The sequence below is a fragment of the Salinicoccus sp. RF5 genome, assembly GCF_020786625.1.
Lineage (GTDB): Bacteria > Bacillota > Bacilli > Staphylococcales > Salinicoccaceae > Salinicoccus.
In genome coordinates this window covers 191,956-205,961 of sequence record NZ_JAJGRC010000004.1, presented here as the reverse complement: position 1 = coordinate 205,961, position 14,006 = coordinate 191,956, and the positions used below count along the sequence as shown (strand labels likewise).

Here is a 14,006-nt window from a genome sequence, read left to right as displayed (position 1 = left end):
CGTTTTATTGGATAATATTACACTTTATAAAATATTGAACCCTTATAATTATGGAAAATACAGAAAACTTTGATATTATGGTGTACATCTATTCTATGGAGGCAGATATATATGGAACCTAACTTGTTACTTACGCCCGGACCAACCCCAATCCCCCCTCAAGTGAATCGTGCGATGTCGGATGGGATGATCGGACACCGTTCTTCCGACTTCACTTCCCTCATGGAAAATGTGCAGTCCAATATAAAAACATTATTCGGTACAGAAGAACCTGTAGCCATACTTACTTCAAGCGGTACAAGTGCATTGGAGACATCCATGGTCAATCTTGTAGAACCCGACGAATCCATTGTCGTCATCGTCAGCGGTGCATTCGGTGAGCGTTTTAAAAGTATCGCCCAGACATACCCATACGATGTCCATGTTTATGAAGTACCCTGGGGCGAAGGAGTGGATCTCCAAAGCTTCAAGTCGTTCCTTTACGGTAAAGAGAATATCAAGGCTGTATTCTCACAAGCCTGTGAGACCTCTACAGCCGTAGTGCATCCCATCCATTCATTGGGGGAACTCGTCAAGAATTACAATAAAGATACCCTGTTCATCGTCGATGGCGTAAGTGCAGTGGGCGGTATGCAGTTCGATATGGCCCGTGATTCCATCGACTGCCTCGTTACAGGGAGCCAAAAGGCATTGATGCTCCCGCCGGGCATCGCTTTCGTGGCAATGAACAAGCAGGCGAGAGAACGTGCCAGTCAAAATGAAATATCGAGATTCTACCTTGATATCAACAAATACTTCAAATCCCTGGAAGAAAACTCCACACCGTTCACACCAGCCGTATCCCTGATCCAGGGACTGGACCAAGTGCTTGCACTCTATAAGGAGGAAGGAGTGGAGCAGGTCTACGACCGCCACCTCAAGATGCGCAATATGCTTAGAGCGGGCCTTAAGGCACTTGATTTTGAACTTCTTGTGGAGGATGACCATGCTTCTCCGACCGTCACTGCATTCAAGTCCGATGAAGATGAACTTTCCCATATCAAAGATGCCCTTAAGAAAAAATACGGCATCACAATTGCAGGCGGCCAGAAACAGCTTAAAGGAAAGATTTTGCGCATTGGGCACATGGGTTATATGTTCCCGAAGGATATGTTGACAGTTCTGTCTGGACTTGAAGCCATCGTAAGCGATTATCGCGGCAAGAAATATTATGGCAGCGCATTGACTGCTGCCCAGGAGGCATATTATGAATCAATATAAAGTACTTGTACTGGATCCAATCAGTGAAGACGGCATCAAAGAACTGCTCGACCATCCAAATTACGAAGTCGACATCAAAACCGGCCTCTCTGAAGCGGAAATTCTGAATATCGTCCATGATTACCATGCCATGATCGTCAGAAGCCAGACGACCATCACAGAGGAGATCATCCAATATGCACGTTCCTTGAAGGTGATCGCCCGGGCAGGCGTCGGTGTGGACAATATTGATATCGATGCCGCCACCAAATATGGCGTCATCGTCATCAATGCCCCTGATGGTAATACCATATCCGCAACCGAACATACGATGGCGATGATGCTTGCCCTGACGAGGGAAATTCCTGCAGCCCACAAGGAACTTTCGGAAGGTGTCTGGAACCGCAAAGCCTATAAAGGTACAGAAATGTACGGTAAGACCCTCGGCATCATCGGAGTCGGCAAAATCGGCTTCGGTGTCGCCCGTCGGGCCCAGAGTTTCGGCATGAAGATTGTTGCGTTCGATCCCTACCTGTCGGAGGACAAGGCGAAAGAAGCGGATATAGAAAAGATGGAAGTCGAAGATATTGCAAAGCACGCCGATTTCGTTACGGTCCATACTCCCCTTACACCACAGACAAGAGGAATTGTAGGAAAGGAATTCTTCGAGACCGCCAAATCGGAACTTAAAATAGTCAACGTCGCGAGAGGCGGCATCATTGATGAGACAGCGTTGCTGGAGGCACTGGATGAGGGCCAGATAAGTGGCGCAGCCCTCGATGTATTTGAAGAGGAGCCGCCAACCAATCAGAAGCTTCTGAACCACCCCCGCATCGTAGTGACACCGCACCTTGGTGCTTCGACTGTCGAAGCACAGGAAAAGGTGGCCATCAGCGTTTCCCGGGAAATAATCAATATCCTTGAGAACAACACGATCGTCCATGCGGTGAATGCACCGCGGATGAGCGAAAACATCAACGAGGAACTGAAGCCTTTCATAAATATATCCAGCCATATGGGTGAAGTGGCGATACAGCTGATGAACCGACCGCCCCTGGAAATCAAGCTCAAGTATCATGGAGACCTGGCATTGGATGACACAAGCATACTCACCCGGTCATTTGTTGCAAATATGCTGAAGCCCCACCTTGGAGAGAACGTCAATATCATCAATGCCCTCTACCTGCTCCAGGAGCAGGATGTCACATACAAAGTGGAGAAGAAGGGACAGACACATGGCTACAGCAACTATCTTGAAGCAGAGTTGGTCAACAACGATGAAACACTGACGATCGGCGCCAGCGTTTTGAACGGCTATGGGGAACGCATTGTAAAGATAAATGGCTTCCAGGTCGATATCAAACCGACAAAGCACCTGCTCTTCATCAACCACCTCGACCGTCCCGGCATCATTGGAGAGATGGGCCACACGCTCGGCAAATATGACATCAATATTGCCAGCATGCAGCTGGGCAGAAAGGACGAAGGCGGCGCAGCACTATTGTCCCTGAGACTCGACCAGAGTGTAAATGATGAAGCGATTGAAGAACTCACAAAAATAGAAGGCTTCGATAAGGTGAAGCAGGTGGACTTGTCCTGAGAGGAATAGGACAATCTAAAAAACCATCACTCATGAGTGATGGTTTTTTAATATGATTTCCTCTACACCAAGAACATCTTCCACCATGTCGGTGACGCCCAGTGCTTCAAAATTTGGAATGATCGCCCGTCCGGTCAACCCGGTCAATGTAGCAATGAATTCAGCCCCGATTGCTTCTGCACAATAATAGTCGGCTACCGAATCCCCTACAATGACAACCTTGTCATCGGATATGTTCCTTTGATTCAATGCATCCTCGAAATGCACTTCGTCATGTTCATACAGACTCCACAGGTAGCTATATGGGTGAGGCTTGGCAAGAGAGCCTTCAGCCTGATCTGTTGCTTCTGCCGCAAGCACTTCTGATGCCGTTGAGATCCTGTTGTTCCTGAATATGTCCATGAGACGTTCCTGATGGAATGGAATCAGCGTCTCCTGTCTCGGCCGTCCTGTGGCGACGCCGATCTCGACTCCTGCATCAAGCAGGCGCTTCAGCATCCCCCTGATGTCTTCAGGGGCAACAATCCATTCTTCATCATGAATGAATCCAGGCTTGTCCAGCTCTTCCGCTTCAATGCCTGTAGAGGTCTTGACGTCACTGCTGCCAAGATACCATTCCTGATATTTATACTGCCCCTTCTCCCATATGGGACCTGCCATCTCAAAGGCCGATGCATCTTCAATGTTCAGCTTCTCCCTGGCATATGCCATGAGCGCATCATATATGGAATCTTTTGTGTAGGTATCACCCTTCAGGAATTCGACCACCTTTCCGTAATCCACTTCCTGAGTGTTAATCATACCGCCAACGCCTTGGATGTCGGCGAGATCCATTCCTTCCATCTTCAGGTCCGCATTTCTCAGCAATTCTATATACAGGATGGAAAATGTCACAAAAAGCATATCCCAATTGGAGTTCAGACCCATCTGCTTAAAACGGTCAAGCACCTCATCGTTGCTGAACACTTCCGCCCTGATTTCCTTTATTTCCTGATTGCTGTAATCCGTACGGAACTGATATGTATCCAGGTTCAGATATCTTGGACTATAGAGCATCTCGTGCACCGCCAGGGCGGATACATCGAAACACCTTTCCTCACTTAAAAAAACGCCATCCACATCAAATAGTACGACCGTCACACGCTTGTCCTCCCCATCTACACTATGTATTATAATCTCAATTTTCTCATATCGTGCGGGAATTGTCGATATTGATTTTGATAATTTGAAATCTTGCGAATTCATCTTTCCATTTGGAAGTAATATTATACTATACCATTCGTTATACACCAGAATTGGCGGGGTTTGAAACGCTTTTATCTAGGGAACAACAAGTTATGAAATAAAGCGTTTCACGCCAAATATAAGAATTTAACCCGGGTTAATTTTTTTATTCTGATGCAATTTCATTTTTTTCATCCTATAATGTAAGTCGTAATATGAATGGTAAATATTGCGTAAAAATTATTAATATAATATTAAGGTACGCTGTACCTGGGTGGAGGAATATTTATGGAACTCAGTCCGATGGAAGTCATCTTTCTATTTCTCGGAGGACTTGGTATTTTTCTTTATGGTATCAAACAGATGGGGGATGGCCTCCAGGCTTCTGCAGGAGACCGGTTGCGCGAAATTCTGAACCGGATGACATCCAACCCGCTTAAAGGTGTCCTTGCCGGTATTGTCGTTACAATACTGCTGCAGACCAGTACAGGAACAACAGTACTGACTATTGGACTCGTTTCCGCAGGCTTTATGACACTGCGTCAATCCATTGGGGTCATTATGGGTGCCAACATAGGTACTACAGTCACTGCCTTCATCATCGGACTGAAGATTGGCGACTATGCACTGCCGATTCTGGCCCTTGGTGCATTCCTCATATTCTTTCTGAAGAACAGCCCAAAATCCTATAACATCGGTCGCATACTCTTCGGTTTCGGCGCCCTGTTCTATGGACTTGACCTGATGGGTCAGGGGATGAAACCTTTGGCAGATTACCAATGGTTTACAGATCTGATGCTGGACATGTCTACCAACTCTCTTCTTGGAGTTACTGTCGGTACAGTACTTACGGTCATAGTCCAAAGCTCGAGTGCTACCATCGGTATCCTCCAGAGTCTTTATAGTAATGGACTGCTCGACCTTAGCGCCGGTTTGCCATTACTGCTCGGGGATAATATAGGAACAACAATTACTGCTGTCCTTGCAGCGCTTGTAGGCTCCATCGCAGCCAAGAGGGCAGCTGCCGTCCATGTCATCTTTAACGTAATCGGTGCAACGATCTTCATGATCATCATGCCGTTGTTCGTAAATCTCATTTCATATCTGCAGTCTGCAATGGATCTCAACCCCGAAATGACGATTGCTTTTGCACATGGTTTCTTTAATATCACAAATACACTTATCCACTTGCCGTTCATTGCCGCTCTTGCATGGATTGTAACCCGTATAGTCCCAGGAAGAGACTTCTCCGAGGACTATAAGCCAAACCATCTGGATCCTCATCTTCTTAAGCGCTCGCCTGGCCTTGCCCTGCAGGGTGCGCAAAAAGAAGTGAAGAACCTTGGCAATCTTACACTCAGCATTCTTGATGATGCGAAAGAGTACAGTGAAACGAACAATCCTAAACTGTATAAGCAGATCAAAGAGAAGGTGAATGTCGTCGATACCCTCCAGGATACTTTAAGATCCTATATCATCGATGCTTCCAAGTATGACATCTCTCCAGAAGATGCAGAGAGGCAGTCGACATTGCTTGAAGTGACACGCATCTTCTATAAAGTCAGCGGACAGATTAATGAATATGCAGATCTCTTCAATAAGAAGCACCGCGAGAACATCGACCTTTCGGAACCAGCGCAGGAGGGGCTTGAGGACCTGTTCAACCATGTCTACAAGTCCTTCAGAAAATCGATAGAATCCCTCGATATATACAATCCTCAAGATCTGGAGGAAGTCATCCGACTCAGCCAGAAATCATACAAGATCGAGAACAAATTAAGAAAACAGCATGTCAAACGTCTGAATAAAGGCATCTGTTCCACAGATGGCGGCCTGCTTTACGTAGACCTCATCAGCACGCTCGAGCGCATCGGCTATAATGCAAGAAACATTTCCGAAACGAACTTGAGTGATGAAATCGATGACCTCGCTGAAGACTTTACAATCTATGAATAACCAATAAAAAACTGGACCAGATGACTGGTCCAGTTTTTTATACTTTCCCTTTCAATAATGCATACCAGTACATGATTGGCAGCATGTTTTTCTTGAACTGATAGAAAAACCATTTATCATCCGACTGGTTGAGGAATGTCGATTCCTTTGGAATATTATCATATCCGAATTCCGCCAGTATCAGGTGGCCATATTCTGTAGCTATCGGACAGGCTGTCTTTCCATCATATTCGTGAGATGGTTCCTTATCATCCATACGCTCCAGAAGGTTTTTGACGAGGATGGGCATCTGTTCTTTTACTGCGCTGCCCATTTTGACTGTCGGGAGGCTTGAGGCATCCCCCAATGAAAACACTGTAGTGTACGTGTTGTGCATCATCGTGTGCGGGTCTACACTGACCCATCCTTCCGGATCCAGAAGGCCGGAATCCTGAAGCACTGAAGGACCACTCATGGGAGGGGTGATGACGAGCATTTCGAAAGGCACCACATGACGTTCCCCCGTATCGAGGTTTTTGAATACGGCCTCCTTATGCTCACCTCGGACTTCTACAAGCTCCTCCTTCATTTTATAGTCGATCCCTTTTTCCTCCAAGCGTTTTACAATCTTGTCGCTGTATTTCTTCACCTTGAATACTTCATCACGGCCGCTGCGGAATACGATATTCGCATCCCGGTCGTTATCTTTTATATACTCATCCATTGTGAAGACGGAGTTTTCAGCAGAGACACCGCCTTTTATCCTGGACTGGGGTTTCGTGATCACAATATTGCCCTCTTTGACCTTCTGGAGGGTCTCGTAGGTGTAATTGACATGCTCGTATATATAGTTCGTACATACACCATTCGATCCAAGTGCCTCCGTGGCGCCTTCAATCGCATCGTAGTTGAGCTCTATGCCAAGGGCTACAACCAGGAAGTCATACTTGATTCTGTACCCGCCTGCCTTTACCTCACGTTTGACGGGGTCCACACTCTCCACTGTTTCCTGCAGCCACTCAGCTCCTTTTGGCATCACCTTATCCATGGGCTTCTTAGTGGACTCAAGACTCATTTCTCCACTGCCTACCAGCGGCCAGCCCGGCTGGAAGTAATGGTGTTCGGATGGCTCTATGATAAGCACATCCTTCTCCAGACTTTTGTCTTCGCTTAAAATCCGGCTTGCTGTGGAAACACCGGCAGTGCCTCCACCCAATATGACCAGTCGATAATGCTTTTTCATTCTTTCGACACCTCCATTTTTAAGTATCATTCCCCTTTCTCCTTCATTTATTCAAGAAATGACTGGCAAATCTTTCCTGTTTTTTATACTATGTAATAAAGGAGGATAATAATTTGAATATTGAGACGCATTTGACAAACTTCAAACGAGAAATAGGAAAAGTTATTGTCGGCCAGGATGAAGTGCTCGACCTTCTATTCATCAGCATACTTCAGAAAGGACATGTATTGTTCGAGAGTGTTCCCGGAACGGGCAAGACATCATTATCCAAAGCTTTGGCAAAGACAATTGATGGCTCCTTCAGAAGAATCCAGTTCACACCAGATCTGCTTCCAACCGATATTACGGGATTAAACATATACAGCCCGAAAACCCATGAGTTTGAATTGCAGATGGGGCCAATAGCTACCAATGTCCTGCTGGCAGACGAGATCAACAGGGCTACCCCCCGTACTCAATCCGCCCTCCTCGAAGTCATGGAAGAGCGACAAGTGACGATCGATGGCCAGAAAATAGAAATCGACGATCCATTCATTGTAATAGCCACGCAGAACCCGATTGAATCCACTCAGGGGACCTTCAGTCTTCCGGAGGCCCAGATGGACCGATTTCTGATGCGGATAGATCTCGGATATCCTTCACGGGAAGAAGAACTGAATATGATGGCATTGTATAATGGCCACTATCCCACTGAAGAAATCCACACTGTATTCAGCAAGGAAATGATTACCGAATTACAATCCCGTTGCTCGGCCATTACTGTGAACCACTCCACTATGGAGTACATGCTTGATATGATCCACCTCACGAGGCAGCACCCCCATGTGGATATTGGTGTATCGCCACGCGGTACACTCGCCCTGATGCATGCTGCGCAAGGAGTTGCACTGATTCAAGATAGGGATTATGTAACGCCGGAGGACGTGAAATATATCGCTCCATACATATTGGGCCACCGTATTGTTTTAAGCATTGAGGGCCTGACCCTTTCGGATCAGAAAACTGTCATACGGGAAATCATTGAGGGGACAGAAGTGCCAGTCGAATATGGAGTTCCAAGAAATGAATTATAAGGTTGATTATCAGCCTTCCAATGTGATGACATTTTTCATCGGGGCTGTCGCCATCCTTTTTGTATTGGACGTTTTCTATGGTATGCAGCTGAACCGGTGGATGACTTTATCCCTTGGCCTCTTCATGTCTTTTTTCCTGCTCAATCTCATCTATGAAAAAATGGTGCCTGATAAGATCACAGTCTCCATTTTGGAAAGGGATATACGTTTGTTCAATAATCAGGAGGGAACACTCCTGCTCAGAATTCATAATGATGGATGGCTGCCTGTTCTGAATGGTTCGATTATCCTGGTTGCAGGTGATGACATTGAATTCTTCAACGATACATCATTAAAAATAAGACACCAGACCGAAACCCGTGCCGTGTTTACGGTCATGGCGAAAAGTGATATCACCATAGAGATCCCTTTCAGGGCCAGGAAGCGCGGAATAGTCAAAGTAATGGATACAAGAATCGAAGTGCCTAAAATATTTGGTTTTGATTCACTCAAGCTTACACAAAAAGGCAGGTTCCTTCATGAAATCCTGGTCTACCCTGGACAGCTCGACATACCACCTTTCGATATGAGAAGTAAAACCTTGCAGGGGCTCTTCATACAGAAACGGGCCCTGTATAATGATCCAATGCTCACCATTGGAACAAGAAGCTACCAGCAGACGGACAGCATGAAGGACATACACTGGAAAGCGAGCGCCAAGGCCGGGGGACTCCAGACACGCATCTATGAAAAAACGACCCATGTCTCCTGGCTGATTGCCATTAATCTTCGATCGGAAAAGACTTATGCCCCTCCTTCCAATATCGAAGAGAATATTGAAAAGATTGCGTACCTCACCCGCATGGCGAGTGAAGCATCCATCCCCTATAGTCTGTTTACGAATCTGTCCACCTTCGATTCCCGCACATTTCTCAAGTTGGAAGAGGGGACCGGGAAACTGCATTACAGAAAAACATTGGAGACACTCGCACGGATAGATGCATTATCCTATACATTGAGTTTCGACCGCCTGTTGAAACATATCCATACTCATGAGGCTCTCCCCTCCCACCTGCTATTTACAGGTAGAACAGATCCGGCGATTGAAGATATGCTCAAGTCCCTCCGGGGCCGGGGCATCGAAGTATTCCAGATGGATGAAGACGATGTACAACCGTATGCTTTTCCGATAAGGAGTGACTATGATGAACCGAATTAATTATTATTTATCTTTCTTCCATGGCTACACAACCAATATGTTCCTCCTTTACTTCATCATACTCTTTCTGAATATCCATAACGGAAAACAGCCACTTCTACTGCCTTATATGATGGTCGTCCTGGGCGTTTTGACAGCTGGCTGGATCATCGTCCATTATTTCAGACTGCGATATATATACATTATACTGCCATTTGTTCTGGTCACTGCCACAATGCTTGGTTTCCACTGGTTATCGGCACTGGCTCTGAGCTTTGTCCCGATTCTGCGCTTCGAATATCTTTATGACGATATTGAAGATACGTTGGCAGCGCCTTCCATCATCATTACATTCCTGCTCCTCTTAGGCGTCAATATTTTGGGAAGCGGAGCCGATTCCTCCTTCCAGACGGAATACCACCTATTGTTCATCAGCCAGGTCCTGTTCTATTTCATCGGTCGGATAGTGCTTCTGCTGCTTGGAAGTCCTTATGTCCACAGAGGAAAATTCACTGTATTCCTTTCACTCTCAGGCATTTTTATAACGCTTGGCGTTATCCTCGCTATCGCTTACAGATACGCTGTTTTCTCCCTTAAGTATATCGTCATCGTATTGCTGGGTGGCATGGTCCAAATACTGAAGCCCTTTTTTGCATTCCTGGAAGATGTCGAGTTTGAACCGCCCCAGCTATCGGACAGTGAGAGGCTGGATCAGACAGAAGGGGAGGAGAGCGCTGAAATGGTCCAGGCGGAATCCACAGCTTCACACATACCGGTCGATACAATCATGTCACTCCTGCTCCTGTTGATAATCGGTATCGGCATTTACTATTTCTATAAAAGAAGAGAGGCCCCGGCTGGACAAAAGACAGAAAAAAATGAGAAGGAGGGAATGGCGATTGCTCATTCCTCCGTAAAGAAGAATTATGGAAAACCTGAAGTACCAAAAAATAAAGTAAGAAAGTTATATTACGGTTTTGAAAAATGGCTGGCTTCAAAGGGGCTGGGAAGATACAGGAATGAAACCATCGAAGAGTGGATCCGTCGATGTCGTCTGGAAGAGATTGTCGATTCCGACAAACTCGAGATATACCGCAGGACAAGGTATATGGATCAGGAAACTTCAGATGCTGATTACCAGAAGTATAAGTACGCAATAGATCATATGAAACAGGTAATTATGCAACACATGAAAAAACAGGAGTGAGACCGGGGTCTCACTCCTGTTGCCTTTAGTACTGGTTCAAGTATTGTTTAAGCTCCCAATCGGAAACCTGTGAACGGTACATGTCCCATTCGACGCTCTTATTGCCGTGGAACTGTCTGTATATATGAGTGCCGAGGGCATCTATGACCACTCTGTCTTCCCTCATCGCCTTGAGTGCTGTATAGAGTGTGGATGGCAGATCCTCTACTCCTACAGCTTCCCTCTCCTCGCGGGACATCTCATAGATGTTTTCATTTACCGGCTCAGGCAGATCCGTCTTGTTCTTGATGCCTTCAAGACCGGCTTTCAGGATGACCGCCAGTGCAAGGTACGGATTAGCTGCCGGATCGACCGACCTTACTTCAGCACGTGTGGACAGGCCACGGGAGGAAGGGATACGGAGCAGTGGTGAACGGTTCTTCCCACTCCATGCGATATAGCTTGGAGCTTCATATCCTGGCACGAGACGCTTGTACGAGTTGACGAGCGGGTTGCATACTGCCGTGAACCCACGTGCATGCTTAAGTATCCCGGCCATGAAATATCTCATGTCCTGACTTAGGCCTATGTCGTCATTTTCATCGTAGAAGGCATTCTCTTCACCCTTGAACAGGGAAACGTTGAAGTGCATACCATTTCCATTCAGACCGAACAACGGCTTCGGCATGAATGTGGCGTGCAGGTTATGCTTGCGGGCGACCGTCTTGACAACGAGCTTGAATGTTTGAATGTTATCACAAGCTGCAATTGCATCCGCATATTTGAAGTCAATTTCATGCTGACCGGGAGCTACTTCGTGGTGGGAAGCTTCTATTTCAAAGCCCATGTCTTCGAGCTCAAGCACAATATCCCTCCGGCAGTTTTCACCTAGATCTGTCGGTGCAAGATCGAAGTAGCCGCCCTGATCATTGAGTTCGGTTGTAGGCTGGCCTTTTTCATCAAGCTTGAAAAGAAAGAACTCAGGCTCAGGTCCAAGGTTGAATGCAGAGTAGCCCATATCTTCCATTTCCTTGAGCACACGTTTCAGATTCGATCTCGGATCGCCATCGAAAGGCTCTCCATCAACATTGTAGATGTCGCAGATGAGTCTGGCGACCTTCCCTTTACCTGCTGTCCATGGGAATATTGTCCATGTGTCAAAATCAGGTTTCAGGTACATATCGGATTCTTCGATGCGGACAAACCCTTCGATTGAAGAGCCATCAAACATCATCTCTCCATCCAACGCCTTATTCAACTGGCTGATCGGCACCTCGACGTTTTTAATCGTTCCCAAAATATCAGAGAACTGGAGACGCAGATACCTAACATTCTCTTCTTCTGCAATACGGATGATATCTTCTCTTGTGTATTCGCTCATTGTTCACTCTCCTGTAGATTATTGGAAAAATCTTGATAAATCTCCGCGATTCAATAAAGGGCGTTGATATTCGTTATACTTGAGTATTTCAGGTGTATCGACTTTTTGAGGTTCATTTAGGATTTCCCCTATCCTTTTCATGGTAAAACCTTTTTCCATATAGTTTTGAATGGAAAGAAGAACGTCCAGGTCATTCATCGAAAAGATTCTATGGTTCCCTGGTGTTCTCTCAGGAGAAATAAGGGAGAGGGACTCATAATATCTGATTTGACGCGCTGTAAGCCCAGTCAGCTTCATTGCTGATGACATTGGAAAAATGGCTGTGTTACGTCTCATCTGATCCTTATCCAAAATGTTCACCCCTCGTCATATTCATAATATTAGCACAACATTTTTTAAAAATCTAATCCATGTAAGATATTCTTACATGTTCCTAATCTATAATAATTTTCTTGGTAGAACAAGGATTTTTCATAATGGCCAACCAATTACTGGCACGTTATACAGATTGCTATATAGGCTTTGTCTTCCCAAAATAAAAGGAACTCCCGGCCTATGCCGGAAGTTCCCACCTAACCTATTATGCTTACTGCGAATACAATCAATATCACTACCGGGAGTACAAATCTCAGCATCAATATCCAGAATTTGTACAGTCCATACATTTTGCTGCCTTCATCCACATTCAACTGGTTCATCGTCACACGCCTGTCGATGATGAAACCGACAAACAGTGTCGATACAAGGGCGCCGATCGGAAGCATGATATTGGAGACGAGAAAGTCCACATTATCAAAAATCGATCTGCCGAAAATGATGACATCACTCAGAACCCCATAGGATAGCGCGGATGGAATGCCCGCCAGGAATACGAAGAACCCGAAGATGTATGCTCTGCTTCGACGTTTGCTCTCATTGCCCTTTATCGCATTGGCCACATTGATTTCAATCATTGAAATCGAAGAAGTCAATGTAGCAAACAGGAAGGCGCCAAGGAACAGGATGTAGAACAGCATTCCGAGCGGAATCTCTCCAAACACCTGTGGCAGGACGATGAATACAAGACCCGGACCTTCAGCCGCTTCCATTCCAAGCGATGCAATTGCAGGGAAGATGGCAAATCCGGCCATGATGGAAATGACGACATTCATGATTACGATGGATAACGCCGACTGTGTGAGGTTGTGCTCTTCACCCAGGTATGATGAATATGTAATCATCGTTGTCGCACCGATACTCAATGCAAAGAAGGATTGGCCCAACGCATACAGCAGTGCCGTAGAATCAATTTCGCTGATATTCGGCGTCAGGAAGAATGCGATGCCTTCCATTGCTCCGGGAAGCGTCACAGAACGGATGATTACAATCAGGAAAAGAACGAACAGCAGGGGCATCATCACTTTAGATGCACGTTCGAGTCCTTGCTGTACACCTTTGGCGACGATGAAGGCCGTCAGCAGGATAAAGAGTCCCTGCGCCACAACAACATAGAGGGGATTGGCGATGATGCCTTCAAAAGCAGCCCCGTAATTATCAATCTGGATCAGATTGACGGCATCGCCGAGGGCGACAATGAGATAGATCAATATCCAGCCCCCGATGACACTGTAGAAGGAAAGCAGTAGGAACACGGCTATATTCCCAAGCCAGCCAAATACCCTATAGAACTTCTTTCCACCAAGATATTCGAAACCTTCAATCGGATTGCGCTGACTTGACCGTCCAATAACGAACTCGGAGAGCAGGAGCGGCATCCCGACAAATAAAGTCATTACAAGAAATACAAGAAGAAATGCGCCGCCGCCATGCTCTGCGGTCATATAAGGGAAACGCCACAGCGCGCCGAGCCCAATTGCTGAACCTGCAGCTGCCAGGACGAATCCGATTTTGGAGCCCCATCTCACACTATTCATAAACTAACCTCTCTTTACTATTTATTCACTTTATA

Annotated in this window: 11 protein-coding genes; 6 read left to right on the top strand and 5 right to left on the bottom strand. The window is 46.1% G+C overall.

Annotated elements, in window-relative coordinates; all coding sequences use genetic code 11:
* Positions 1–105: 105 nt before the first annotated feature.
* Positions 106–1,260 carry a pyridoxal-phosphate-dependent aminotransferase family protein gene (locus LLU09_RS11870; protein WP_370632522.1) on the top strand — a complete coding sequence of 385 codons (1,155 nt, stop codon included), beginning with the start codon at positions 106–108 and terminating at the stop codon, positions 1,258–1,260.
* Positions 1,247–2,839: a phosphoglycerate dehydrogenase gene (serA, locus tag LLU09_RS11865; RefSeq protein WP_228311906.1), complete on the top strand. Its 1,593-nt coding sequence runs from the start codon at positions 1,247–1,249 to the stop codon at positions 2,837–2,839. The genes LLU09_RS11870 and serA overlap by 14 nt, the downstream gene beginning before the upstream one ends.
* 30 nt (positions 2,840–2,869) lie before the next feature.
* Here serA and LLU09_RS12715 read toward each other — a convergent pair whose 3' ends face one another.
* Positions 2,870–3,979, bottom strand: coding sequence for an HAD family hydrolase (locus tag LLU09_RS12715; RefSeq protein ID WP_228311905.1), 1,110 nt, complete (start codon positions 3,977–3,979; stop codon positions 2,870–2,872).
* A gap of 372 nt (positions 3,980–4,351) precedes the next feature.
* Between LLU09_RS12715 and LLU09_RS11855 the strand changes: the two genes are divergently transcribed.
* The gene (locus LLU09_RS11855; protein WP_228311904.1) at positions 4,352–6,019 is read left to right on the top strand and encodes a Na/Pi cotransporter family protein; all 1,668 of its coding nucleotides are present in this window, start codon (positions 4,352–4,354) and stop codon (positions 6,017–6,019) included.
* 37 nt (positions 6,020–6,056) lie between these two features.
* Here LLU09_RS11855 and LLU09_RS11850 read toward each other — a convergent pair whose 3' ends face one another.
* Positions 6,057–7,271 (bottom strand): NAD(P)/FAD-dependent oxidoreductase, encoded by a 1,215-nt coding sequence (locus LLU09_RS11850; protein ID WP_228311903.1) that lies wholly within the window; start codon positions 7,269–7,271, stop codon positions 6,057–6,059.
* 83 nt (positions 7,272–7,354) lie between these two features.
* Between LLU09_RS11850 and LLU09_RS11845 the strand changes: the two genes are divergently transcribed.
* From LLU09_RS11845 to LLU09_RS11835, 3 genes are read left to right on the top strand one after another with little or no spacing between them, the layout of a single operon-like run.
* The gene (locus tag LLU09_RS11845) at positions 7,355–8,314 is read left to right on the top strand and encodes an AAA family ATPase (protein WP_094907203.1); all 960 of its coding nucleotides are present in this window, start codon (positions 7,355–7,357) and stop codon (positions 8,312–8,314) included.
* Positions 8,304–9,512 carry a DUF58 domain-containing protein gene (locus tag LLU09_RS11840; RefSeq protein ID WP_228311902.1) on the top strand — a complete coding sequence of 403 codons (1,209 nt, stop codon included), beginning with the start codon at positions 8,304–8,306 and terminating at the stop codon, positions 9,510–9,512. The genes LLU09_RS11845 and LLU09_RS11840 overlap by 11 nt, the downstream gene beginning before the upstream one ends.
* A complete protein-coding gene (locus tag LLU09_RS11835; protein WP_228311901.1) occupies positions 9,499–10,698 on the top strand; it encodes a DUF4129 domain-containing protein in 1,200 nt (399 codons plus the stop codon). The genes LLU09_RS11840 and LLU09_RS11835 overlap by 14 nt, the downstream gene beginning before the upstream one ends.
* A 25-nt stretch (positions 10,699–10,723) precedes the next feature.
* Here the strand turns inward: LLU09_RS11835 and glnA are convergent, their stop codons facing one another.
* The 3 genes from glnA to LLU09_RS11820 all read right to left on the bottom strand — a co-directional run bounded on the left by glnA (position 10,724) and on the right by LLU09_RS11820 (position 13,971).
* Positions 10,724–12,058: a type I glutamate--ammonia ligase gene (gene glnA / locus LLU09_RS11830; RefSeq protein ID WP_228311900.1), complete on the bottom strand. Its 1,335-nt coding sequence runs from the start codon at positions 12,056–12,058 to the stop codon at positions 10,724–10,726.
* An 18-nt stretch (positions 12,059–12,076) separates the two neighbouring features.
* Positions 12,077–12,394, bottom strand: a complete 318-nt coding sequence (locus LLU09_RS11825) for a MerR family transcriptional regulator (protein WP_255620966.1) — start codon at positions 12,392–12,394, stop codon at positions 12,077–12,079.
* A 236-nt stretch (positions 12,395–12,630) separates the two neighbouring features.
* Entirely contained in the window at positions 12,631–13,971 is a 1,341-nt protein-coding gene (locus tag LLU09_RS11820) for a sodium-dependent transporter (RefSeq protein ID WP_228311899.1), read from the bottom strand.
* Positions 13,972–14,006: the final 35 nt, after the last annotated feature.